The organism is Streptococcus infantis (assembly GCF_047463635.1).
GTDB lineage: Bacteria > Bacillota > Bacilli > Lactobacillales > Streptococcaceae > Streptococcus > Streptococcus infantis_W.
This window is the reverse complement of the sequence record NZ_JASHDL010000025.1, coordinates 1-23957: the sequence shown is the minus strand read 5'-3', so window position 1 is coordinate 23957 and position 23957 is coordinate 1. Positions and strand designations below refer to the sequence as shown.

Here is a 23957-nt window from a genome sequence, read left to right as displayed (position 1 = left end):
AAATCAAACTATTTTTCATCAAATACCTTGATATACTTGACAAATGGTAGAAAAGGACTTAGTCCTGTACAATACAGAACTAAATCCTTTGCTTAAATTAATTGTCTAACTTTTTGGGATCAGTACATTTTAAGCGTTTTTTTCTTTTGTTAATTTCACTATATTTCAGTTCAATCTCTACCTTTTTTAGATAAATATATCATTTAGATATTGAAATTAAGCCCTGCTATCATTTCGATGGCAGGGCTTTTTAATGTTTGGTACACTACCTTCTTATCTATATTTTGATGGAGCTGAAGTTGACATCTATAAAGTTTAATGTTAAAATATATTCAAAAATATATTTGAATGAGGTATTTTATGATTCAAAATGTTGTTACTTCAATAATCCTGTATTCTGGGACAGCCGTAGACTTACTTATTATCCTAATGTTATTTTTTGCCAAAAGAAAAAGCAGAAAAGACATCATTAACATCTATTTAGGACAATTTCTAGGCTCTGTTAGTCTAATATTGCTAAGTTTACTTTTTGCATTTGTCTTAAATTATATTCCTAGTAAAGAGATTTTAGGTTTGCTCGGTTTGATTCCAATTTTCCTAGGATTCAAAGTTTTGCTTTTAGGAGATTCTGATGGAGAAGCTATTGCAAAAGATGGTTTGCGCAAAGATAATAAAAACCTGATTTTTCTAGTCGCTATGATTACTTTTGCAAGTTGTGGTGCTGACAATATTGGTGTTTTTGTCCCATATTTTATTACCTTAAATTTAGCGAATTTGATAGTGGCTTTACTTACTTTTCTAGTCATGATTTATCTCTTGGTTTTTTCTGCCCAAAAATTGGCACAAGTCCCTTCTGTTGGAGAAACTTTGGAAAAATATAGCAGATGGTTTATTGCCGTTGTTTATTTAGGATTGGGGATGTATATCCTGATTGAAAACAACAGCTTTGACATGCTAAGGACTGTGTTCGGCTAGGAGAAAAAATTATGAAAAAAGATAGTATATGCCAAGTGAATATTATAAATCAACAAAATGTTACAACCGCAACGAACTACCTTGAAAAGGAAAAAGTCCAAAAATCACTTCGTATTTTATCAAAGTTTACCGATAATAAACAGATAAATATCATCTTTTATCTCCTTGCTGTTGAAGAACTCTGTGTCTGTGATATAGCCTGTTTACTAGATCTCAGTATGGCATCTGCCTCCCACCATCTTCGTAAACTAGCCAATCAAAACATCTTGGACACTAGAAGAGAGGGGAAAATTATATATTATTTTATAAAAGATGAGGAAATCAGAGATTTTTTTAATCAACTAGGATAACAACTATTTTTACGTCTAGAGCGTTTTTGTGTTGTTTAAGAAGAATAGATAGAGGTTTTAGATAACTACACATATTAGTTTTTTTAAAAATGAGATTTAATCGATGATAACTAGAAAGGATTATTACTAAATATCTTGTTTATTGCCAATTAAAAGACGGTAGAATCGTCATCCTACGGTGTTGTTGCTTTTTAAATGCAAGAAGTGACAGAAGGAAAATATAGAAAACACCTTTTACATTTAATAGGCAGGCGGAAGGTTTCAAGAGGAAAAACTTGGAACTTTGAGTGTACCAATTGGGTAAATTACTAGTACATTAGATATTTTATAGATTTCGAAAGTAAATTGGAAGGATTTTCAAATTATCTCCTCAGCAAAAAAGCTGGAAACATTTGTTTAGAGCTATTGACAAATGCGAAAGAATCAGATAGAATAGTAAAGTATGTTTAGTAACTGATCACTTTATAGCCGGCTAAACGAATACAAAATCTATGAGGAGGTATTCATCGTGAAACGTACTTATCAACCAAGTAAACTACGTCGTGCGCGTAAACACGGATTCCGTAACCGTATGTCAACTAAAAACGGTCGTCGCGTATTGGCAGCTCGTCGTCGTAAAGGACGCAAAGTTTTGGCTGCATAATCCAAACAAATTTAACAATGAAGTCAGTAGGAACTCGAGTCTACTGGCTTTTGTTTTGCTCTAAAAATATTTTGTATAAGCTTTGTATTTTTTCTGAAATAGTGTATAATATTTCATATACTATATAAATAGAGAATATTTATGAAGAAATCAAAAGCTCTCTTATTAGGGGCTGGAATTTTGAGTGCTAGCTTCTTGATGGTGGCTTGTAGCTCGACACAGTCAAATGCATCTGATAAAACCTATTCTTATGTATTTGCTAGCAATCCAGATACACTAGACTACATTACTTCGACACGTGGCTCGACGTCTAGCATTACGACAAACTTGATTGATGGTTTGTTGGAAAATGATAAGTATGGCAATCTGGTTCCTTCCATGGCTGAATCATGGACAGTATCAAAAGATGGTTTGACCTATACCTATAAAATCCGTCAAGGTGTTAAGTGGTATACCTCTGAAGGAGAAGAATATGCTGAAGTAACAGCTCATGACTTTGTGACAGGCCTCAAGTATGCTGCGGATAAAAAGGCAGAAAACTTGTACTTGGTGCAAGACTCTATCAAAGGTTTGGCGGACTATATTGAGGGGCAATCATCAGACTTTGAGACTGTTGGTATCAAGGCAGTCGATGACTATACTCTCCAATATACCTTAAACAAGCCGGAGTCTTATTGGAATTCTAAGACTACAGGTGGAATTTTAAGTCCAGTCAATGAAGCCTTCTTGAAATCTAAGGGGGATGAATTTGGAAGTGTAACTCCGTCTAGTATCCTGTCAAATGGACCTTACTTGTTCAAATCATTCACATCAAAATCTTTAATTGAGTTTGAAAAGAATCCTAATTATTGGGATAAGGACAATGTGAAGATTGATAAAGTAAAACTTTCCTTCTATGATGGTTCAGACCAAGATAGTTTGGCTAGAGGTTTCTTGGAAGGAAACTATACAGACGGTCGTATCTTCCCAACAAGCTCTGTGTTTGATCAGTTGAAAAAAGGGAACGAGGACAAGATTACTTATACTCCTCAAAATGCTATAACCTTCTATTATCTCTTCAATGTTAATCGTCAAAGCTACAAGCAAACCATGAAACAGACGGATAAAGAAAAGACGGACTCACGTCTAGCAATGCAAAATAAAGATTTCCGTCAAGCTATTAACTTTGCCTTTGACCGTCATGCCTATGCTGCCCAGACAAATGGAGAAGATGGGGCTGATCGAATCCTTCGAAATACAGTCACACCAAGTAACTTTGTTCAAATCGGTGGCAAAAACTTTGGGGATGCTGTCAATGAAAAGATGGTCAACTATGGTACAGAGTGGTCTAATATCAATCTGAACGATGCTCAAGCTGCTTTCTTGGACCCTGAAAAAGCTAAGGCTGAATTTGCCAAGGCTAAAGAAAGTTTGCAAGCAGAAGGCGTGACCTTCCCTATCCACTTGGATATGTTGGTAGACCAAACTGCTAAGTTGGATGTTCAGCAAGCAAGCTCCTTCAAGCAAACCGTTGAAGCAACGCTTGGATCAGATAATGTTGTGATTGATATCATTCAATTGTCACCAGATGAGAAAGACAATGCTACCTTCTTTGCGGATACCGCCGATCAAAAGGATTATGACATCGATATCTCAGGGTGGAGTGGAGATTTCTCAGATCCGAAAACCTATCTTGACCTTTTGGATCCAGACTCTGGTTCTCAGTTGAAAAATCTTGGCTTGACTCCAGGAAAAGACAATGAGATCAAGGAAAAACTCGGTCTAGCTACCTACAAGAAGTTGTTGGATGCGGCAGATAGTGAGAATGAAAATACGCAAACACGTTATGAAAAATTTGCCGAAGTTCAAGCTTGGTTGACAGATAGTGCTCTCTTCCTACCAGTTCAAAGTGCAGGAGCAAATCCTATTTTCCGTAAGACAGTTCCGTTTACAGGGGCCTTCTCATTTGTTGGGCACAAAGGAGATGCGGACAACTACAAATATGTTGAATTGCAAAAGGAACCTGTGACAGCTAAACAGTACCAAGAACTTTATGAAAAATGGCAAAAAGAAAAAGCTGAGTCTAATAAAAAAGCCCAAGAAGATTTGGTTAACCACGTTCGATAGAAGAAGGTTATCAATAAAATTTTAATACTCTTCGAAAATCTCTTCAAACTGCGTCAACGTCGCCTTTCCGTAGGTATGGTTACTGACTTCGTCAGTTCTATCCACAACCTCAAAGCAGTGCTTTGAGCAGCCTGCGGCTAGTTTCCTAGTTTGCTCTTTGATTTTCATTGAGTATAAGTCTAATTTTAGGGACTAGATTCAGAAAAAAGGCATTACCAGGAGCTTATTGGTTCTGGTAATGCCTTTTCTTTATTCTTTCAAATGATATGAATAGCTAGCAATAATGACATCTTCGTGCCATCTGAGAGCATATTTTAATTTAAGGCTCATTTGATTGTGGAGGATATTTTGCCAAGGTTTGTTAGGGATAAACTGGGGTACAAGAACTGTAACCGTGTAGTTCTTTTTCTTGGCTTCTTGAGATATTTTTCGAACATATCGAACTGTAGGTGTGATAATATCGCGATAGCTGGTATTAATGTTTTTAAGAGTAATATTTGGGAAGTAGTCGGCAAATTCTTGGAGGATTTCTTGGTCTTTTTCTTCGGTTTCCTTGGTGGAAATATGCATGGCCAAAACTTCATCTCCGATGCTTTGAGCGTAATTAATCGCTCCAACACTGACTCGAGTAACATTTCCCACTAATACAAGAACGACATTGCCATCGTAGCTTTGCTTTTGAATCCCTTCATAGAGTCGAAGTTGTTTGGCCACTTTTTGGTAATGACTGTGGATGGACAGAAATAGGAAGGTTAGGACCAGGATAATTGGGAAGAATGGCCAGATATCTCCAAGCCTGAAGAGGAGTAGAATAAGGACGATAGCGTAACAAATGATAGCGCCGAGGATGTTAGCAAAGGCAGACTTTAAGAAATGAGAGCCTTTTTCTTTTTTCCAGTGGCGAATCATCCCTGTTTGAGAAAGTGCAAAAGGAACGAAAACTCCGATAGTATAGAGAGGAATCAAGCGTTCTGTATTTCCGTTAAAAATGAGCAGAAGAATCATAGCGCCAAAGGCTAGTGTTAAGATACCATTTGAGTAACCTAGGCGGTCTCCCTTCTCCATAAAGAGATGGGGCATGTACTTGTTCTTGGCCATATTGTAAGCCAACATCGGAAAGGCAGAAAAACCAGTATTTGCAGCAACGGCTAGGATTAGGGCTGTTGAGAATTGGAAGAGATAATAAACAATCTGACCGAGAGTAGAATCCCCTAAAATCCCTTTAGCCATCTGTGAAAGGATTGTTTCTCCGTGTTGAGGAGTAATGCCCATCCAGTAGTTTAGGAAGGTAATTCCTGCAAATAGAAATCCAAGAATCAGAGACATGATAGTAAGCGTCTGGGCTGCGTTTTTCTCTTTAGGAGTCTTGAAAAATGGAACGGCATTTGAGATGGCTTCAACTCCAGTTAATGAAGCTGAACCGCTGGTGAAGGCTCTTAAAATTAGGACAATTGAGAGACTTGGGACAGTTTGACCAATTGCAGAAGTTGCATGATAGCTGAGAGAACCAGTCAATAGTTGGAAGATACCAAACAATAAGAGGAAGACCGTACTAAAGATAAAGAGGTAGACAGGGATCATCAGAGAGCTGGCAGATTCCTTCAAGCCTCGCAGATTCAAAAGCATGAGCAAACATACTAGAAAAATGGAGATGTGGAGGTTGTAAGGATGGAGGGCAGGAAATGCAGCAGTGATAGCGTCAGCGCCTGCCGCCACTGATACGGCTACTGTTAGCATGTAGTCAACAAGCAGACTTCCCCCAGCAATCAAACCTAACTCAGGGGAGAGGTTTTCTCGAGTAACCATATAGGCACCTCCACCTTGAGGGTAGGCATGGATGATTTGTCGGTAAGAAATGGTCAGGCTAGCTAATAGTAAGAGGACAAAAATGCCGATAGGAAGACTCCACCAGATAGCAAGCGGAGAAAGACTAGCCAATACGAGAATGACCTGTTCAGGCCCGTAGGCAATAGATGATAGAGCATCGCTTGATAGCATTGCGAGTGCCTGCGTTTTTCCAAGTAGTCCTCCCTCGCCTTCAGTTAAGGACTTAAGGGGACGACCAATAAAGGTATATTTTAGTTTTGTAAACATTTTCTTTCCTTTTCTGAAAATTTCAACAAGAGTTATTATACTGCTACGAAAAAATACCGTCAAGAAAAAATGAGTGATTTCAAAATATTTTTTCCTATAAGAATGAGACTAGTTTTTTGGTATAATAGAAGGTAGAAAAAATGAGGGAATATAAATGATTTTTGATACACATACCCACTTGAATGTGGAAGAATTTTTGGGACGCGAAGAAGAAGAACTTGCCTTAGCGGCTGAAATGGGTGTAACTCGGATGAATATTGTTGGTTTTGACAAACCGACTATTGAGCGTGCTCTTGAACTAGTGGACAAGTATGACCAACTCTATGCTACGATTGGCTGGCATCCAACGGAAGCAGGGACATACACAGAGGAAGTGGAGTCTTACTTGTTAGAAAAACTAAAACATCCAAAAATTGTTGCCTTGGGCGAGATTGGTTTGGACTACCACTGGATGACAGCCTCTAAAGAAGTACAGGAACAAGTTTTCCGTCGTCAGATTCAGCTATCTAAGGAACTGGACTTACCTTTTGTAGTTCACACCCGTGATGCGCTAGAAGACACTTATGAGATTATTAAGAGCGAGGGAGTCGGACCTCGTGGAGGGATTATGCACTCCTTTTCAGGTTCTTTGGATTGGGCGGAGAAGTTTGTAGATCTTGGTATGACTATTTCCTTTTCTGGAGTGGTGACTTTCAAGAAGGCGACAGATATTCAGGAAGCAGCCAAAGAGTTACCTTTGGATAAGATTTTGGTAGAGACAGATGCGCCTTATTTAGCCCCAGTACCCAAGCGTGGGCGTGAAAATAAGACAGCTTACACGCGCTATGTAGTAGACTTTATTGCCGACTTGCGTGACATGACGACGGAAGAATTAGCTGCTGCGACAAGTGCCAATGCAGAAGGCATCTTTGGATTGGAAAGTAAATCATGAAAGAGAAAATTTCCCAAGTCATCGTAGTTGAAGGACGCGATGATACGGTCAATCTTAAACGTTATTTTGATGTGGAGACCTATGAGACTCGTGGATCGGCTATCAATGAGCAGGATCTTGAACGAATCCAACGTCTACATGAACGTTATGGGGTGATTGTCTTTACAGATCCTGATTATAATGGGGAACGAATCCGGCGCTTGATTATGACCGCCATCCCAACAGTCCAGCATGCCTTTCTCAAACGTGATGAAGCTGCTCCCAAGTCCAAGACCAAGGGACGTTCCCTAGGAATCGAACATGCCAGTTATGAAGACTTGAAAACAGCACTGGCTCAAGTAACAGAGCAATTTGAAGTAGAAAGTGACTTTGATATTAGCCGTAGTGACTTGATTCGCCTTGGTTTTCTAGCTGGAGCAGACAGCCGAAAACGCAGAGAATATTTAGGAGAAAGCCTTCGTATCGGTTATTCCAATGGTAAACAACTTCTCAAGCGTTTAGAATTATTTGGCATCAGTCTAGCTGAAGTTGAAGATGCCATGAAATCGTATGAGTAGGTGTGAATGTAGCCTATAAAATCACTTTGCTTTCAAAGTTTTTTTCGAAGCAGGTAGAAGAGGAGGCGTCTGATGTTAATTGGTCAAAAAATTAAAGAGATTCGGGTGGGGAAAGGCATTAGCCGTCCAGATTTTTGTGGAGATGAGCAAGAACTGACGGTTCGTCAACTATCACGAATCGAAAGTGGCGCTTCACAACCAAGTCTTCCCAAGTTAGACTACATTGCACGCCGTTTAGGAGTTCCAGCTTATAGCCTTATGCCAGATTTTACAGCCCTTCCTTCTGGTTACCTGGAGCTGAAATACCAGATTTTACGTGAACCAATCTATGGTAAAGAAGAGGAATACGATAAGAAAGAAGCATGCTTGGAAGAGATAGAGAATTTATTTTATGAGCAACTTCCTAGTGAGGAAAAAGTATGGTTTGATGCTACTAGAGCAACGATAGATGTTATTCGAAGTGGACGATCGGAATATGGGGAGACTGTGCTGGACGACTATTTTAAAAGAATTTATAATAAGGAATTGTTTTTGATAAATGAATTAGAGGTTATAAATTTGTATTTTGCTACGGTGCTTACAAAGATAAAACAAGGTCACAATCAGAATTTAGAAATTGACAGAATTCATTCGTTTTTATTTCGTTTGACAAATCACGTAGAATTAATTGCACCAGAATATCTTTTTGCGTTAAGTAATACTTTGTTTTCAGGTCTAGCTTGCTTGGATAATTTATCGTCTTATGATTCGCTATCAACTTATATATTCAGCCTTAATCAGATAATGGAAAAGACACAAGATTTTCAAAAAAAACCAATAGTATTAATGTTGGAGTGGAAATTATCCCTGATAATAGAGAAAGATTATGTCTCTGCCGAACAGCTCTATCAAAAATCAAAGATATTCGCTGATATAATAGGGAATTCTTATTTAGTTACCATGTTGGAAAAACAATGGCAAGAAGATTTAAAAAAATATTTATAAAAATAGTGGGACAATGACAAAAATGTCACTACGGTTATCGCAAAACAGTTCTAAAGTTCGTCTTTAGAGCTGTTTTTTTAGATATAAGCTAAAAATGACAAGAAATGGTTAGATTTGAAGGACATTGATGTCATTGGTAGTGTGATAAATATGGAGTATAATAATTATAAAAAATCATTTCAGGGTGTTATTTTAACAATTTAGATAAAAACAAATAATTTTAGAATATCATTTGATAATATAATAGTATCAACGTTGATAATGGAAAGAGGAGCAAGTAACTCAATAATCTTGCTATAAAATCAGAGGAGAAAACAAAATGAAAAACAAAATTATAACAAAAACAGTAGTTGCTTTAAGTTGTTTTTTAACCTTAAGTACTGTTGCTCTTCCTTCTGCAACTGTTTTTGCTACTACATCTTCGGTTTCAGATAAAGCAACTCAACTTTCAAAACGTTCTAAGGCAATTAATAGTGAAGGAAAGCATATCTATGTAGATAATGGACGTATCTTAGAGTTTGATAAGGACACTGTTTCACAAGAGGATATTCAAGCTGCCAAAATGGACAGAGGGAAGTGGTCTACTGCAGTTAAAGCTATTCGAAAAGGTTATAATAGAGTCCCTTCAAATGTTAAAAGATGGATAAATCAATATATAGGTTTAAATGCGATACTGGGAACACTAGATCACTTTACTGGTTGGATTGAAGACGGAATCTACCAGGCCTGTAAGAGTGCAGGTATGCCAGATTGGATGGCTTGGACAGTAGCTAAAGCCTTGACCTTAATAGCACTATAGTTTATGAAAAAATTAATAAAATATATCCCATTCTTCTTTTGTTTACTATATTTAATAAACGGAATACTTGATCTATACACTTTAAATATTTTAGGTGCAATTTTTAAAATTATAATTAGTACTTTGGGTATAATAGTCACATATCCGTTTTATAAAGAAGGAAACGAATAATTTAAAGAAAGAATTTTGTAGTCAGTCTTATTTAGTTGTTCTTGTGCATAGTATGAATAATTCGTGTTTACCATTTGCGAGTGATAAATAATGAACTTTAAAAAATCGAAGCCATAAAGAAGCTGATTTTTTTGAATGTATGTTTCAGGAGAATCAGTAAGCCAGCTTTTAAAGATTACCAAACACTATCTTCCTTCACGAGGGAAGATAGTGTTTTAGTGTGATTTTCACCCCAAAATACCAAGGGAATATGATACAATAGAAGTAATCATATACGGTTTAATCAGGCTTGATAGCAAGCATTAGAAAAGTGCTCCACGGTATTAGCCTTGTGTGGAGTTAATGAGGAAAAGTTATGGGAATCTTTGATTTTTTAAAAAAGACGGAAACTGCAGAGGCAACTGAAATAACTAAAGCACAGAATGAAAGAGAAGAATCTAAAAACAATGCATGTGTGGGAGTTTTGGACTTTCTCCCTATGAAGGAAACGAATCAATTATTGATTGTTGGGAGTTTAGAAGGGACTCTCAAGGTTGGGGATCAGTTGCAGTTTTGCAATCCCGACCAAGGAATGGAAAGTCTTGGTACTGTAGAAGTTAAAAAACTTAGCAGTCAAAACAAAGATGCAGATAGTCTAACTGATGAAGTTCTTGCCCATCTAGTGGTTGATAGGACTCCTTCTTTGGATAAACTGAAAAAGGGAAGTGTGCTCTTTAGCTCAGGTATTGAGGAAGAACAAAAATTATCTAGCTACTCGGATGCTCTGTATCGTGCTTTTGTAGCCATCCAAGAGGGTCAGTTAACAAATGAAGACTATTTGGCAGCTAGCCTTGATGACAGCGTAGAGATTTTACGTCTCTTTTTATGGAAATGCCGTCAAAATCAGAAAACTGAAAGTGAAGAAAGCTATCAATCCAACACTCGCAAGTTGGAAGGTCTAGCGGAAATCGTCAAGGACAAGTTGTTAGCAGCAGATTCAGTTTATGCAGTTTATTCGGAAAAAACAGGAGAACCTTACCTCTTTTCAACTACTTATGATAGAGGTGAGGAAGGTTATCTGTGTACTGATCCCATGATCATGCTTTTGACACCATCTTGGTATCGCCAATTCAAGGAAACCATTGATAGTCGACCAAACTCAGTCGTCAAACTGATTGAAAATACGGAAGATAAAAAAGGGATTGAAAATTTCCTAGGGACAGCTTTTTACTTAAATGGTGCCTTGGGAGCAATCTTTAATTCCAAGGAAGTCAGCATCAGTGCCTCAGCCTTGGTTCAAAAACCAGATTTTTCTGATTTACCAGAAATACAAGTTCCTGTCATGAATCCTGATTTAGTAAGATGGATGTTGTTGATGGGACAATTGGATAGCCCGACGACAGAAGAGCAAGAACTAGTTTATGGGCTTTACTACAAGTTCTTCTCTATGGCTATGCCTAAAGCAAAGTTCTTGCTGCCACTGGATGCGGAATCAGGATTCCCAGAAAATGGGCAAGAAGGTAACTCCTTTGTCTTGGAAAAAGATGCAAGCTTTAATATTCCGACCAGAGAAGGAAAAGATGGACGAAATTCTGTTCCAGTATTTACTGATTGGAAACGTCTACGAATGGTCTTTGATGAAAAGTGGAATGGCATGATTGAAGAAGCTGGAGGCGTGATTGAAGGCTTTGACTATGCCATAAACCCAACTGAATACTATGAAGCGGGTGCTTATGTTAGTCTAACAGCTTTTAAAGACATGCAAAAGCTCAGTGAGAAACTAGAAGGCAGAGCTAACGGTTAAAGAGTGCTTTAATAAATAGAAAAGAGAATAAATGAGAATTGCAGATTATAGCGTGACCAAGGCAGTGCTGGAGCGTCACGGTTTTACCTTTAAAAAATCCTTCGGGCAAAATTTCTTGACCGATACCAATATCCTTCAAAAAATTGTGGATACGGCTGAGATTGATGATCAAGTCAATGTTATCGAAATCGGGCCAGGGATAGGTGCCTTGACGGAATTCTTAGCTGAGCGTGCAGCTGAAGTCATGGCCTTTGAGATTGATCACCGCTTGGTACCAATTCTAGCGGATACCTTACGTGATTTTGACAATGTGACCGTAGTCAACGAGGACATTCTAAAAGTTGACCTAGCGCAGCATATCCAAAATTTTAAAAATCCTGACCTGCCTATTAAGGTAGTAGCCAACTTGCCTTACTATATCACAACCCCTATTCTCATGCACTTGATTGAAAGTGGGATTCCTTTTAGTGAGTTTGTGGTCATGATGCAAAAAGAAGTGGCAGATCGTATATCTGCTAAGCCAAATACCAAGGCTTACGGTAGCTTGTCGATTGCAGTTCAGTATTATATGACGGCCAAGGTTTCCTTTATCGTACCTCGTACGGTCTTTGTACCAGCGCCAAATGTGGACTCAGCTATCCTGAAAATGGTACGCCGTCAAGAACCTGCTGTAGCAGTAAAAGATGAGAACTTCTTCTTTAAAGTCTCTAAGGCTAGTTTTACTCATCGTCGTAAAACCTTGTGGAACAACTTGACAGGTTACTTTGGGAAGACCGAGGAAGTTAAGGATAAGTTGACCAAGGCTTTAGACCAAGCAGGCTTGGCACCATCTGTACGTGGTGAAGCTCTTGGTTTAGAAGAATTTGCCAGTCTAGCAGACGCACTTAAAGGACAAGGACTCTAAGATGCAGGGACAAATCATTAAAGCCTTGGCCGGTTTCTACTATGTGGAAAGTGATGGTCAAGTTTATCAAACACGCGCGCGTGGGAATTTTCGTAAAAAAGGTCATACACCCTATGTTGGAGATTGGGTAGAATTCTCTGCGGAGGAGAACTCAGAAGGTTATGTTTTAAAAATTCATGAACGAAAAAATAGTTTGGTTCGCCCACCCATTGTCAATATTGACCAAGCCGTTGTCATTATGTCAGTTAAAGAACCTGACTTTAATAGCAACTTGCTGGATCGCTTCTTGGTTCTCTTGGAACACAAGGGCATTCATCCTATCGTCTATATTTCCAAAATGGACTTACTAGAGGATCGCGAAGAGCTGGATTTTTACCAGCAGACCTATCGTGCTATTGGTTACGACTTTGTGACGAGTAAAGAGGAACTTTTGCCCTTGTTGACAGATAAAGTGACAGTCTTTATGGGGCAGACAGGTGTTGGGAAGTCAACTCTCCTCAATAAAATCGCACCGGATCTTAATCTTGAGACAGGAGAAATCTCTGATAGTCTAGGTCGCGGTCGCCATACTACTCGAGTTGTTAGTTTTTACAATCTCAATGGTGGTAAAATCGCAGATACCCCAGGATTTTCATCGCTAGATTATGAAGTATCGACGTCAGAAGACCTTAATCTAGCCTTTCCAGAAATTGCTAGTGTCAGTCGAGACTGCAAGTTCCGTACATGTACTCATACCCATGAGCCATCTTGCGCAGTGAAACCAGCAGTAGAAGAGGGGATCATTGCTACCTTCCGTTTTGACAACTATTTGCAATTCCTCAGTGAGATTGAAAATCGTAGAGAAACCTATAAAAAAGTCAGCAAAAAAATTCCAAAATAAGGAGAAACCTATGTCTCAATACAAGATTGCTCCGTCAATTCTGGCAGCGGATTATGCCAACTTTGAACGTGAAATTAAACGCCTAGAAGCAACTGGGGCAGAATATGCCCACATCGATATCATGGATGGTCACTTTGTACCTCAGATCAGCTTTGGTGCAGGTGTAGTCGAAAGTCTTCGTCCTCATAGCAAGATGGTCTTTGATTGCCACTTGATGGTATCAAATCCCGAACATCATTTAGAGGATTTTGCGCGTGCAGGTGCAGACATCATCAGCATCCATGCAGAAGCAACACCTCATATCCATGGGGCCCTTCAAAAAATTCGTTCTCTTGGTGTCAAACCTTCAGTCGTCATTAATCCTGGTACACCTGTTGAGGCGATTAAGCATGTGCTACACTTAGTTGACCAAGTATTAGTCATGACAGTTAACCCTGGATTTGGTGGGCAAGCCTTTCTGCCAGAAACCATGGATAAGGTACGTGAATTGGCTGCCCTTCGTGAGAAAAAAGGTTTGAACTTTGAGATTGAAGTCGATGGCGGTATTGATGACCAGACCATTGCTCAAGCCAAAGAAGCTGGAGCGACCGTTTTTGTAGCAGGGTCCTATGTCTTTAAGGGAGATGTCAATGAACGAGTGCAAACTCTCAGAAAACAACTGGACTAAAGTTGCAGTTTTTGCTGGTGGAGACCGTGGTCACTATCGAACAGCTTTTGATTGCTATGTCGGGGTGGATCGAGGCTCGCTCTGGGTATTGGAAGAAAAACTTCCTCTTGCTCTAGCAGTTGGGGATTTTGATTCTGTGACTGTAGAAGAACGTCAGTTGATTCAAGCGAATGCCCAGCACTTTGTCCAAGCCCAGCCAGAAAAAGATGATACGGATCTGGAACTAGCGCTTTTAACGATTTTTGAAAAAAGCCCTCAAGCACAGGTGACTATTTTTGGTGCCCTAGGTGGTCGCATTGACCATATGCTGGCTAATGTCTTTCTGCCCAGCAATTCTAAATTGGCGCCCTATATGCGTCAAATAGAGATTGAGGATGGGCAAAACTTGATTAGCTATTGCCCAGAAGGAATCAGTCGACTTGAACCACGTTCGGACTATGATTATTTGGCCTTTATGCCTGTGAGGGATAGTCGTTTGACAATACTCGGTGCCAAGTATGAACTGACAGAGGAGAATTTTTTCTTTAAGAAAGTTTACGCTTCTAACGAATATATAGATAGGGAAGTTTCGGTGACTTGCCCAGATGGTTATGTGGTTGTGCTGCATAGTAAGGACAGGAGGTAGGATGGAAAGTTTACTTATTGTTTTATTAGTTGCTAATCTAGCCGGCCTCTTTCTCATTTGGCAAAGGCAGGACAAGCAGGAAAAATATCTGACCAAGAGTTTGGAAGACCAAGCTGACAATCTTTCGGATCAGTTGGATTATCGGTTTGAACAAGCTCGACAAGCTAGCCAACTAGATCAAAAGGCCTTAGAAGTAGCTGTTAGTGACCGTTTGCAGGAGGTGCGGATTGAATTGCACCAAGGCTTAACTCAAGTTCGGCAGGAAATGAATGAGAACCTCCTCCAAACAAGAGATAAGACTGACCAACGACTACAGGCCTTGCAGGAGTCAAATGAGCAACGCTTGGAACAGATGCGCCAAACGGTCGAGGAAAAGCTAGAAAAGACCTTGCAGACACGCTTGCAGGCCTCTTTTGAGACAGTTTCCAAGCAACTAGAATCTGTCAATCGTGGCCTAGGTGAAATGCAGACTGTTGCGCGAGATGTCGGTGCGCTTAATAAGGTCTTATCTGGAACCAAGACACGAGGAATTCTGGGTGAATTACAACTGGGACAAATCATAGAGGACATCATGACACCTGCCCAGTATGAACGAGAATTTGCAACGGTTGAAAACTCTAGTGAACGTGTGGAATACGCCATCAAGTTACCTGGGCAAGGTGACCAGGAATATGTTTATCTACCGATTGATTCTAAGTTTCCCCTGGCGGATTATTACCGTCTGGAAGAAGCCTATGAAGCAGGTGACAAGGACGAGATTGAGCGCTGTCGTAAGTCTCTCCTAGCAAGCGTCAAGCGTTTTGCCAAGGATATCAAGAGTAAGTACCTGGCGCCACCTCGGACAACTAATTTTGGAGTCTTGTTTGTTCCGACAGAAGGTCTCTATTCGGAAATCGTTCGCAATCCGATTTTCTTTGATGATTTGAGACGGGAGGAACAGATTATCGTTGCAGGACCAAGTACCTTATCAGCCCTACTCAATTCTCTATCTGTTGGCTTCAAAACTCTCAATATCCAAAAGAGTGCTGACCATATCAGTAAAACCCTAGCTAGTGTCAAAACAGAATTTGGCAAGTTTGGAGGTGTTCTGGTCAAGGCACAAAAACATCTCCAACATGCCTCTGGCAATATTGATGATTTATTAAACCGTCGTACTACAGCTATCGAGCGAACGCTTCGTCACATTGAGTTATCAGAAGGTGAGCCTGCGCTTGATTTGCTCCAATTCCAAGAAGATGAGGAAGAATATGAAGATTAGTCACATGAAGAAAGATGAGCTTTTTGAAGGCTTTTACCTGATCAAGTCAGCTGACCTGAGACAGACACGTGCTGGGAAAAATTACCTAGCCTTCACCTTCCAAGATGATAGTGGAGAAATCGAAGGGAAGCTCTGGGATGCTCAACCCCACAATGTTGAAACCTTTACAGCAGGGAAAGTAGTCCATATGCAAGGTCGTCGTGAAGTGTACAACAATACGCCTCAGGTTAATCAAATCACCCTTCGCTTACCACAACCTGGCGAACCAAATGACCCAGCGGACTTCAAGGTTAAATCTCCAGTAGATGCCAAAGAGATTCGTGAGTATATGGCGCAGATGATTTTTAAAATTGAAAATCCAATTTGGCAGCGAATTGTTCGGAATCTCTACACTAAGTATGACAAGGAATTCTACTCCTATCCAGCTGCTAAGACCAACCATCATGCCTTTGAAACAGGTCTTGCTTATCATACAGCTACTATGGTTCGTTTAGCAGAAGCAATTGCAGATATTTATCCTCAGCTCAATAAGAGCTTGCTCTACGCGGGGATTATGTTGCATGACCTGGCCAAGGTTATTGAGTTGACAGGTCCTGACCAGACAGAGTACACAGTAAGAGGAAACCTTATCGGTCATATCGCTCTGATTGATAGCGAAATTACCAAAGCAGTAATGGAGCTTGGCATTGATGATACCAGAGAAGAAGTTGTACTTCTTCGCCATGTCATTCTCAGTCATCATGGTCTCCTTGAGTATGGTAGTCCAGTTCGTCCTCGAGTGATGGAAGCAGAAATTATTCATATGATTGATAATTTGGATGCCAGCATGATGATGATGACAACAGCTCTGGCCCTTGTTGATGAGGGAGAAATGACCAATAAAGTCTTTGCTATGGACAATCGTTCCTTCTACAAGCCAAAATTAGACTAGAAACTAAAAAAATGAACTTTATTTAGGCAATAAAGTTCGTTTTTTTGCTTTAGTGTGATATAATGAGAAAAAGACTAAATAAAAAAGAATGGTAAAAATATAATGAAATTAAGAAGAAGTGATCGGATGGTTGTCATTTCCAATTACTTGATTAACAATCCATACAAATTAACCAGTCTCAACACCTTTGCGGAAAAGTATGAATCTGCCAAATCGTCTATTTCTGAAGATATCGTCATCATTAAACGTGCTTTCGAAGAAATTGAAATCGGTCATATTCAAACGGTGACAGGTGCTGGTGGTGGTGTTATTTTTACACCATCGATCTCTACCCTTGAGTCTAAAACGATTATCGAAGAGCTTCGTGATAAACTTTCAGAGAGTGACCGCATTCTGCCAGGTGGCTACATTTATTTATCTGACCTATTGAGCACTCCAGCTATTTTGAAAAATATCGGTCGCATTATTGCTAAGAGCTTTATGGATCAGAAGATTGATGCCGTTATGACTGTTGCGACCAAAGGGGTTCCGCTTGCGAATGCGGTAGCAAATGTCCTCAACGTACCATTTGTCATTGTCCGTCGCGACTTGAAAATCACTGAAGGTTCAACTGTTAGTGTCAACTATGTTTCAGGTTCTAGTGACCGTATCGAAAAGATGTTCCTTTCAAAACGTAGCCTCAAAGCAGGAAGTCGTGTCTTGATCGTCGATGACTTCTTGAAGGGTGGAGGAACCATTAACGGGATGATTAGCCTCTTGTCTGAGTTTGATTCAGAGTTGGCTGGTGTAGCTGTCTTTGCTGATAATGCACAGGAAGACCGTGAACAACAGTTCGACTACAAGTCACTCTTGAGAGTCACGAACATTGATGTGAAGAACCAACAAATTGCTGTTGAAGTTGGAAATATCTTCGATACAGAAAAATAAGAATTGACTTGAAATACAAAGGTTGGAACTTTCGTCCCAGCCTTTCTTTGATAATGAATATGAAGGAGTCCTATGAAAACACCATTTATTAAACGTGATGCCTTAGAAAAGATTGTTGAGGAGTTTCCAACCCCATTCCATCTTTACGATGAAAAAGGGATTCGTGAGAAAGCACGCGCAGTAAACAAGGCCTTTTCTTGGAATAAGGGCTTTAAAGAATACTTCGCAGTTAAAGCAACCCCAACACCAGCTATCTTGAAGATTTTGCAAGAAGAAGGATGTGGAGTGGATTGTTCTAGTTATGTAGAACTCTTAATGAGTCACAAGCTTGGGTTTACAGGGGCGGATATGATGTTTTCATCTAATAACACCCCAGATAGAGAGTATGCTTATGCTCGTGAATTAGGTGCGACGATTAATTTAGATGCCTTTGAAGATATCGAGCATTTGGAACGTGCAGCAGGCATCCCAGAAATCATCTCTTGCCGTTACAATCCTGGTGGCGTATTTGAACTGGGCACGGACATTATGGATAATCCTGGTGAAGCTAAGTTCGGGATGACTAAGGAACAGCTTTTTGAAGCCTTTGCCATCTTGAAAGAAAAGGGAGCTAAAACCTTTGGGATTCATTCCTTCCTAGCGTCAAATACAGTGACCCATCTCTACTATCCAGAATTAGCACGTCAGCTTTTTGAGTTAGCGGTAGAAATCAAGGAAAAGTTAGGTATTTCACTGGACTTTATCAATCTTTCTGGAGGTATCGGGGTTAACTATCGCCCAGATCAAGAACCTAATGACATCGCTTTGATTGGTGAGGGAGTTCGTCAGGTTTATGAAGAGGTTTTGACACCAGCAGGCCTTGGTCAAGTTAAGATTTTTACAGAACTAGGACGTTTCATGTTGGCACCTCATGGCATTCTCGTCACAAAAGTTACTCATAAAAAGAAAACCTACCGTACTTATCTAGGAGTAGATGCGTCAGCTGTCAATCTTATGAGACCGGCTATGTACGGTGCTTACCATCATATTACTAATATGATGCATCCTGATGGTCAGACTGAAGTAGTTGATGTTGTTGGCTCTCTTTGTGAAAACAACGATAAGTTTGCAGTTAATCGTGAACTACCTCAAACAGAAATTGGTGATTTGTTAGTCATTCATGATACAGGTGCGCATGGCTTCTCTATGGGCTACCAGTACAATGCCAAGCTTCGTTCGGCAGAAATTCTCTATACAGAGGACGGTGGAGCACGCTTGATCCGCCGAGCAGAGCGACCAGAGGATTATTTTGCGACTCTCTATGGGTTTGATTTTGACAAGGATTAATAAATATTTTGAAAATCATGAAAGTTGAAAGTGAAAAACAGATTGTTTTCTAAAAAATAGGCAAAATCTGTGGTTTTTCTTTTCAGTCATGGTATAATAAAGACTATAAAACGTTTTCAAGGAAGGTAACGATATGTCTGAGGAAATAATTGACTATGGACAAGTGACAGGAATGGTGCATTCGACAGAGAGTTTTGGGGCGGTAGATGGCCCTGGAATTCGTTTTATTGTCTTTTTGCAAGGCTGTCAGATGCGTTGCCAATACTGCCATAACCCTGATACTTGGGCTATGGAAACTAATAAATCTCGTGTACGAACAGTAGATGATGTCTTGGAAGAAGCACTTCGCTATCGTGGTTTCTGGGGAGACAAGGGAGGTATCACAGTCAGCGGAGGAGAAGCCCTCTTGCAGATTGATTTCTTGATTGCTCTCTTTACCAAGGCAAAAGAAAAGGGTATCCACTGTACCTTGGATACTTGTGCCCTTCCATTCCGTAACAAACCACGCTATCTAGAAAAATTCAACAAGTTAATGGCCGTGACAGACTTGGTACTCCTTGATATCAAGGAGATTAACGAAGCACAACACAAGATTGTGACCAGTCAAACCAATAAAAATATTCTGGCTTGTGCTCAGTACTTGTCAGAAATCGGTAAACCTGTTTGGATTCGTCACGTTCTTGTACCTGGATTGACAGACCGCGATGAAGATTTGATTGAACTTGGTAAGTTTGTAAAAACTCTCAAAAATGTTGATAAGTTTGAAATCTTGCCTTATCACACTATGGGTGAGTTCAAATGGCGTGAGCTTGGGATTCCGTATTCACTTGAAGGAGTTAAACCTCCAACAGCAGATCGTGTTAAGAATGCTAAGGAATTGATGGATACAGAAAGCTATCAAGATTACATGAAACGTGTACATGGATAAAATGAAAGAAGAGGTCGAGATTTTTTCTCGGCCTCTTTTTGACTATAGAAAAGGCTCAGCATTTAAGCTAAGCCTTTTATTTTTTATCTAGAATGTTGTTTTCCAGCATTGCGTTTTTTGTTTTTCTTCTTGTTAGAAGTTGTGATAGCTGTTGCTGGTTCAGGGGTTACATCTTTACGAGTGCTTGAAGTTTTGCTTGCTTTTGGTGGGTTCTTAGCAAATTCTTCACGTACTTTTTTACGAAGTTTTGGACGAACGATGTAGTTGATGATAAATTGTTGAAGAATCATCATGAAACCACCGACAACCCAGTAAAGTGTAACGCTGGCTGGTGAGAAGACAGAGAACACGACAATCATGAGGGGGCTCATATAGAGCATCTTCTTGATTTGTTCTCTTTGAGTTTCATCCTCAACTCCATGTAAAGAAAGGAGTGATTGAAGATAGTAAAGGATACCAGCAAAGGCAACCAAAATCATACTAGGTGAGCCTAGAGGAATTCCTAGGTAGCTTGCTTGGGCAACTCCTTCAGTATGTTGGGCAGCAAAGTAGATAGCAGAGAAGAAAGGCATTTGAATGAGGATAGGGAAACATCCCACGCCGCCAAACATGCTGATGCCGTGCTCTTTTTGAGCAGCAAAGAGAGCTTGTTGAGCTTCTAATTTTTCTTCTTGTGTCGTTGCTTCTTTCAGACGAGTCTGATGTGGTTCAAGGACGTGCTTGAGAGCATTCATCTTCTCAGAGTGAAGGGTCGCCTTCCATGATTGGTAGATACCAAGTGGGAGGATAATCAAGCGGACGATAATGGTTACGATGATGATCCCAACACCGAAACCGAGACCTTGATCATTAGCGAAGTATTTGATAGCTTCTCCCATTGGAGCACCCAAGAAATCCCAAACGGGACCAGTTGGGAGTCCTGTTGATTTATCAACCTGGACACAACCTGTCAAGACTAATAGCATAGCCACTCCCATGACTGAGAGGGCGATTCGTTTAATTGATTTCACTGTTTTTATTCCTTCTTTAAAAATTATACCTTTCTATTCTACTGTTTTTTTGGAAAATATACAATAGTTCTAGAGACCTAATTTGCGACTTTGAAGTCTGAATAAGATGGAAAGTTACTCAATTGAACATCAAGATAGGTTACTTTAGAGAATGGGGTAGGGCCTTTTCGAATCTCTTGGATAAACTTGGCCATGATGGCTGAAGACTCTGCTTGGGCAAGAATTTCAACGGTTCCGTCATCGTTATTCCAGACACGACCCGTAATGCCACCTAGTTCTAGAGCGAGACTATAGACACCCCAGCGGAAGCCCACTCCTTGGACGCGACCTTGGGCGATCATTTTAACCTTTTGCATACCAAACCTCCTTGATTGTGTTATAATATTTCTATGACTATTATAACCTCTAAAGCCAATTCTGTGGTGAAAAATGCCAAAAAATTACATCAAAAAAAATATCGGAAAACCTCATATCTGATTGAGGGATGGCATCTGTTTGAAGAAGCCGTTCAGGCAGGTGCAAAGATTGAGAAAATTTTTGCTCTCGCAGAGTATGGTGAAAAATTAGTAGACTATCCTCAGGCTGTCCTTGTGACAGAAGAAATCTTGCTCGATTTAGCAGATTCTCAAACGCCTCAGGGCATTGTTGCCATTGTTCAAAAGGAAGAGGAGAAGTTGCCAGATTTGAGTCGGGGGAAATATCTTTTCTTAGAAGATGTGCAGGATCCTGGAAATGTTGGGACCATGATTCGGACGGCAGATGCAGCAGGTTTTTCTGGAGTCATCGTTTCCAGCAAGTCAGCAGATATCTATAGCCTCAAAACGCTTCGCTCCATGCAAGGCAGTCATTTCCATTTGCCGATTTATCGCATGTCTGTCGAAGGGTTTGTGGAACAAGCTAAAAAGAGCGGTTTACCAATTCTGGCAACCACCTTATCACAAAACTCTAAAGATTGTCGTGAACTGGATTGGTTAGAAGATTTTGCCTTGGTTATGGGAAATGAAGGGCAGGGCATTAGTCCATTCATGACAGATCAGGCAGACCAATTGGTCCACATCAGCATGAAAGGGCAGGCAGAAAGCCTCAATGTCGCTATTGCTGCAGGCATACTCATGTTTTATTTGAGTTAAATGATTTAATTTTTGTTATAATCAGTAAAAAGATTTCATAAGGAGAAAAAGATATGAATCAAACAATTATTCAAGAACGTTCAGGTTTGAATCAATTTTATGCAAAAGTTTATGCTTTTGTAGGGATTGGGATCGCCTTATCTGCACTTGTTTCAGCCTTGATGTTAACAACCTTTCAAGACCTTCTTGTTCAGTTGATGTTTAACGCCCGCATATGGCTAATCGTAACAGGAGTGGTTGAAGTTGCTCTTGTCATTGCAGCCAGTAATATGGCTTATAAAAATAGCCCAGCAGCTCTTCCGATGTTTCTCATCTATTCAGTAGTGAACGGTTTTTCACTGAGTTTCATCGTATCACTCTATCTACCAGGAACGGTTCTAACGGCTTTCATTTCTAGCGCTGCCCTTTTCTTTGTCATGGCAATTGTCGGAGTTGTGATTAAAAAGGACTTGAGTGGTATCGGGCGTGCTTTGATTGCAGCCCTGGTAGGTCTTATCTTGGCTATGATTGTCAATGTATTTTTAAACAGTGGCCTCTTCGACTACATTATCAGTATTGTCATGGTTCTTGTATTTGCAGGTTTGATTGCTTGGGATAACCAAAAGATTCGCTATGTTTATGAAGAATCAAATGGTCAAGTCGCTACAGGTTGGGCAATTTCATTGGCACTTAGCCTCTACCTTGACTTTATCAACCTTTTTCTTAGCTTCTTGCGTATCTTTGGAAGTGACGATTAATATTTTTAGAGCTCAAATGAGCTCTCAGATTGAAGACAAAGTCCTTAGAACTCAAGTTTCTAAGGGCTTTTCTTTTTGTAAAGTCGTATAATAGAGGTAAGAAGAGTTGTGAGGTAATCCCTATGTTTCACAAAGAAAAACCTGATTATAATCGTAAGCAATATGGTTTCTATACAATAGACGAATTGGTCCCTAAAGATCACTTTCTTCGACAAGTTGATTCAAAGGTTGATTTTGACTTTATATATGACTTGGTAGAAGATACCTATAGTCCAAATAACGGTCGTCCTAGTCTTGATCCCGTCATGTTAGTCAAAATTCCTTTGATCAAGTGTTTTTATGGCATTCGTTCCATGCGCCAAACCATTAAAGAGATTGAAGTAAATGTAGCCTATCGTTGGTTTCTCGGACTAACTTTAGATGATAAGGTTCCTCATTTTACTACCTATGGGAAGAATTACAGCCGTCGTTTTCAAGATAAAGAACTCATTTCTGAGATTTTTTCCCAAGTTCTCAATCAAGCTTTGTATGCTGGCTTAATTGATCCTTCTGAAATATTTGTGGATGGTACCCATATCAAAGCAGCGGCTAATAGTCACAAGTATCGTAAGGAAATGGTAGAGCAACAAGCTAAATTTATGAGTGAACAATTGGCAGTTGAGATTGATTTAGATCGGAAAAAACACGCAAAAAAGTCCTTAAAGCCCGCAAAAGAAAGTGAGGCTAAGGAAAAGAAAATTTCAACAACAGATCCCGAGTGTGGTTGGTTTCACAAGGGCGAACACAAGGAAGTATTTGCCTATTCTGCCCAAGTTGCTTGTGATAAGCATGGTTGGGCCTTAGCTTATACGGTTGAAGCAGGAAATGTTCATGACAGTCAGGCTTTCCCTGCCTTATTTTCAAAGTTAGAGCCTTTCTCCCCACGCTATATTATTGCGGATTCAGGCTACAAAACCCCAACTATTGCTCATTATTTATTAGAACGTAATATCATTCCTGTCTTCCCTTATACTCGTCCAAAGGGAGTAAAGGGGAACTTAAGACCTAGTAATTTTGTTTATGATGCAAGTAATGACTCTTATATTTGTCCAGAGAATCAAGTATTAAGCTATCACACTACCACTCGAGAAGGCTACCGTGAGTATAAGAGTAATCCCAAAGTATGTGTTGCCTGTCCTTTATTATCCGTTTGTACCCAAAGCAAGAATTTTCAAAAAGTAGTAACGAGACATGTCTGGAAA

Annotated in this window: 25 protein-coding genes; 21 read left to right on the top strand and 4 right to left on the bottom strand. The window is 39.8% G+C overall.

Going from position 1 to position 23957, the window contains the following annotated elements:
* Positions 1–203 precede the first annotated feature (203 nt).
* Positions 204–332, bottom strand: coding sequence for a FanG protein (locus QM867_RS10080; RefSeq protein WP_281335247.1), 129 nt, complete (start codon positions 330–332; stop codon positions 204–206).
* Between the two features lie 28 nt (positions 333–360).
* On the opposite strand from QM867_RS10080, the gene QM867_RS10075 reads away from it, so the two are divergent.
* The 4 genes from QM867_RS10075 (at position 361) to QM867_RS10060 (ending at position 4074) form a co-directional block, all read left to right on the top strand.
* A complete protein-coding gene (locus QM867_RS10075) occupies positions 361–975 on the top strand; it encodes a CadD family cadmium resistance transporter (RefSeq protein ID WP_281335210.1) in 615 nt (204 codons plus the stop codon).
* 11 nt (positions 976–986) lie between these two features.
* Positions 987–1325: a Cd(II)/Zn(II)-sensing metalloregulatory transcriptional regulator CadX gene (cadX, locus tag QM867_RS10070; RefSeq protein WP_153225139.1), complete on the top strand. Its 339-nt coding sequence runs from the start codon at positions 987–989 to the stop codon at positions 1323–1325.
* Positions 1326–1833: 508 nt separating this feature from the next.
* Entirely contained in the window at positions 1834–1968 is a 135-nt protein-coding gene (rpmH, locus tag QM867_RS10065; RefSeq protein ID WP_000831905.1) for a 50S ribosomal protein L34, read from the top strand.
* Positions 1969–2109: 141 nt separating this feature from the next.
* Positions 2110–4074, top strand: a complete 1965-nt coding sequence (locus QM867_RS10060) for a peptide ABC transporter substrate-binding protein (protein WP_414315694.1) — start codon at positions 2110–2112, stop codon at positions 4072–4074.
* A gap of 249 nt (positions 4075–4323) precedes the next feature.
* Here the strand turns inward: QM867_RS10060 and QM867_RS10055 are convergent, their stop codons facing one another.
* Positions 4324–6168, bottom strand: coding sequence for an APC family permease (locus QM867_RS10055; RefSeq protein ID WP_414315693.1), 1845 nt, complete (start codon positions 6166–6168; stop codon positions 4324–4326).
* 154 nt (positions 6169–6322) lie between these two features.
* Between QM867_RS10055 and QM867_RS10050 the strand changes: the two genes are divergently transcribed.
* The 14 genes from QM867_RS10050 (at position 6323) to pflA (ending at position 19839) form a co-directional block, all read left to right on the top strand.
* On the top strand, positions 6323–7099 hold the full coding sequence (locus QM867_RS10050) for a TatD family hydrolase (protein WP_414315692.1): 777 nt from the start codon (positions 6323–6325) through the stop codon (positions 7097–7099).
* The gene (rnmV, locus tag QM867_RS10045; protein WP_223338768.1) at positions 7096–7656 is read left to right on the top strand and encodes a ribonuclease M5; all 561 of its coding nucleotides are present in this window, start codon (positions 7096–7098) and stop codon (positions 7654–7656) included. Before QM867_RS10050 ends, rnmV begins: the two co-directional genes overlap by 4 nt.
* Before the next feature lie 72 nt (positions 7657–7728).
* Complete coding sequence (locus tag QM867_RS10040; RefSeq protein WP_223340898.1) at positions 7729–8640, top strand: helix-turn-helix domain-containing protein; 912 nt, start codon at positions 7729–7731, stop codon at positions 8638–8640.
* Positions 8641–8959: 319 nt separating this feature from the next.
* Positions 8960–9439, top strand: a complete 480-nt coding sequence (locus tag QM867_RS10035; protein ID WP_223338769.1) for a hypothetical protein — start codon at positions 8960–8962, stop codon at positions 9437–9439.
* 526 nt (positions 9440–9965) lie between these two features.
* Positions 9966–11393: an SseB family protein gene (locus QM867_RS10030; RefSeq protein ID WP_414315691.1), complete on the top strand. Its 1428-nt coding sequence runs from the start codon at positions 9966–9968 to the stop codon at positions 11391–11393.
* A gap of 31 nt (positions 11394–11424) precedes the next feature.
* Positions 11425–12297 (top strand): 16S rRNA (adenine(1518)-N(6)/adenine(1519)-N(6))-dimethyltransferase RsmA, encoded by an 873-nt coding sequence (gene rsmA, locus QM867_RS10025; protein WP_414295021.1) that lies wholly within the window; start codon positions 11425–11427, stop codon positions 12295–12297.
* 1 nt (position 12298) lies between these two features.
* Positions 12299–13177 (top strand): ribosome small subunit-dependent GTPase A, encoded by an 879-nt coding sequence (rsgA, locus tag QM867_RS10020; RefSeq protein ID WP_414315690.1) that lies wholly within the window; start codon positions 12299–12301, stop codon positions 13175–13177.
* A gap of 10 nt (positions 13178–13187) precedes the next feature.
* Positions 13188–13844: a ribulose-phosphate 3-epimerase gene (gene rpe, locus QM867_RS10015; RefSeq protein WP_414315689.1), complete on the top strand. Its 657-nt coding sequence runs from the start codon at positions 13188–13190 to the stop codon at positions 13842–13844.
* Positions 13807–14469, top strand: a complete 663-nt coding sequence (locus QM867_RS10010) for a thiamine diphosphokinase (RefSeq protein WP_414315688.1) — start codon at positions 13807–13809, stop codon at positions 14467–14469. Before rpe ends, QM867_RS10010 begins: the two co-directional genes overlap by 38 nt.
* 1 nt (position 14470) lies before the next feature.
* A complete protein-coding gene (gene rmuC / locus QM867_RS10005; RefSeq protein WP_414315687.1) occupies positions 14471–15727 on the top strand; it encodes a DNA recombination protein RmuC in 1257 nt (418 codons plus the stop codon).
* Positions 15717–16658 (top strand): 3'-5' exoribonuclease YhaM family protein, encoded by a 942-nt coding sequence (locus QM867_RS10000; protein ID WP_000703215.1) that lies wholly within the window; start codon positions 15717–15719, stop codon positions 16656–16658. Before rmuC ends, QM867_RS10000 begins: the two co-directional genes overlap by 11 nt.
* A gap of 102 nt (positions 16659–16760) precedes the next feature.
* Positions 16761–17585: a pur operon repressor gene (gene purR / locus QM867_RS09995; protein ID WP_049528290.1), complete on the top strand. Its 825-nt coding sequence runs from the start codon at positions 16761–16763 to the stop codon at positions 17583–17585.
* 72 nt (positions 17586–17657) lie between these two features.
* A complete protein-coding gene (locus QM867_RS09990; protein ID WP_049528287.1) occupies positions 17658–18911 on the top strand; it encodes a diaminopimelate decarboxylase in 1254 nt (417 codons plus the stop codon).
* Between the two features lie 133 nt (positions 18912–19044).
* A complete protein-coding gene (pflA, locus tag QM867_RS09985) occupies positions 19045–19839 on the top strand; it encodes a pyruvate formate-lyase-activating protein (protein ID WP_001287990.1) in 795 nt (264 codons plus the stop codon).
* An 83-nt stretch (positions 19840–19922) separates the two neighbouring features.
* Here the strand turns inward: pflA and yidC are convergent, their stop codons facing one another.
* A complete protein-coding gene (gene yidC / locus QM867_RS09980) occupies positions 19923–20849 on the bottom strand; it encodes a membrane protein insertase YidC (protein WP_045762702.1) in 927 nt (308 codons plus the stop codon).
* A 77-nt stretch (positions 20850–20926) separates the two neighbouring features.
* Positions 20927–21205, bottom strand: coding sequence for an acylphosphatase (locus QM867_RS09975; protein WP_311523064.1), 279 nt, complete (start codon positions 21203–21205; stop codon positions 20927–20929).
* 33 nt (positions 21206–21238) lie between these two features.
* On the opposite strand from QM867_RS09975, the gene QM867_RS09970 reads away from it, so the two are divergent.
* The 3 genes from QM867_RS09970 to QM867_RS09960 all read left to right on the top strand — a co-directional run.
* Entirely contained in the window at positions 21239–21979 is a 741-nt protein-coding gene (locus QM867_RS09970; RefSeq protein ID WP_414315686.1) for a TrmH family RNA methyltransferase, read from the top strand.
* A 53-nt stretch (positions 21980–22032) separates the two neighbouring features.
* Entirely contained in the window at positions 22033–22716 is a 684-nt protein-coding gene (locus tag QM867_RS09965) for a Bax inhibitor-1 family protein (RefSeq protein ID WP_371559339.1), read from the top strand.
* 122 nt (positions 22717–22838) lie between these two features.
* On the top strand, positions 22839–23957 hold a 1119-nt coding region (locus QM867_RS09960), incomplete at its 3' end, for an IS1182 family transposase (RefSeq protein WP_414315685.1).

Bases quoted from the DNA above. Each gene is read 5' to 3' on its own strand.
- QM867_RS10075 (WP_281335210.1), top strand. From the start codon at position 361: ATGATTCAAAATGTTGTTACTTCAATAATCCTGTATTCTGGGACAGCC.
- cadX (WP_153225139.1), top strand. From the start codon at position 987: ATGAAAAAAGATAGTATATGCCAAGTGAATATTATAAATCAACAAAAT.
- QM867_RS09970 (WP_414315686.1), top strand. From the start codon at position 21,239: ATGACTATTATAACCTCTAAAGCCAATTCTGTGGTGAAAAATGCCAAA.
- QM867_RS10010 (WP_414315688.1), top strand. From the start codon at position 13,807: ATGAACGAGTGCAAACTCTCAGAAAACAACTGGACTAAAGTTGCAGTT.
- rnmV (WP_223338768.1), top strand. From the start codon at position 7,096: ATGAAAGAGAAAATTTCCCAAGTCATCGTAGTTGAAGGACGCGATGAT.
- QM867_RS09975 (WP_311523064.1), bottom strand. From the start codon at position 21,205: ATGCAAAAGGTTAAAATGATCGCCCAAGGTCGCGTCCAAGGAGTGGGC.
- pflA (WP_001287990.1), top strand. From the start codon at position 19,045: ATGTCTGAGGAAATAATTGACTATGGACAAGTGACAGGAATGGTGCAT.
- rsmA (WP_414295021.1), top strand. From the start codon at position 11,425: ATGAGAATTGCAGATTATAGCGTGACCAAGGCAGTGCTGGAGCGTCAC.
- QM867_RS10060 (WP_414315694.1), top strand. From the start codon at position 2,110: ATGAAGAAATCAAAAGCTCTCTTATTAGGGGCTGGAATTTTGAGTGCT.
- purR (WP_049528290.1), top strand. From the start codon at position 16,761: ATGAAATTAAGAAGAAGTGATCGGATGGTTGTCATTTCCAATTACTTG.
- QM867_RS10035 (WP_223338769.1), top strand. From the start codon at position 8,960: ATGAAAAACAAAATTATAACAAAAACAGTAGTTGCTTTAAGTTGTTTT.
- QM867_RS10050 (WP_414315692.1), top strand. From the start codon at position 6,323: ATGATTTTTGATACACATACCCACTTGAATGTGGAAGAATTTTTGGGA.
- rpe (WP_414315689.1), top strand. From the start codon at position 13,188: ATGTCTCAATACAAGATTGCTCCGTCAATTCTGGCAGCGGATTATGCC.
- rsgA (WP_414315690.1), top strand. From the start codon at position 12,299: ATGCAGGGACAAATCATTAAAGCCTTGGCCGGTTTCTACTATGTGGAA.
- QM867_RS09965 (WP_371559339.1), top strand. From the start codon at position 22,033: ATGAATCAAACAATTATTCAAGAACGTTCAGGTTTGAATCAATTTTAT.
- QM867_RS10030 (WP_414315691.1), top strand. From the start codon at position 9,966: ATGGGAATCTTTGATTTTTTAAAAAAGACGGAAACTGCAGAGGCAACT.
- rmuC (WP_414315687.1), top strand. From the start codon at position 14,471: ATGGAAAGTTTACTTATTGTTTTATTAGTTGCTAATCTAGCCGGCCTC.
- QM867_RS10055 (WP_414315693.1), bottom strand. From the start codon at position 6,168: ATGTTTACAAAACTAAAATATACCTTTATTGGTCGTCCCCTTAAGTCC.
- QM867_RS10000 (WP_000703215.1), top strand. From the start codon at position 15,717: ATGAAGATTAGTCACATGAAGAAAGATGAGCTTTTTGAAGGCTTTTAC.
- QM867_RS10040 (WP_223340898.1), top strand. From the start codon at position 7,729: ATGTTAATTGGTCAAAAAATTAAAGAGATTCGGGTGGGGAAAGGCATT.
- QM867_RS09990 (WP_049528287.1), top strand. From the start codon at position 17,658: ATGAAAACACCATTTATTAAACGTGATGCCTTAGAAAAGATTGTTGAG.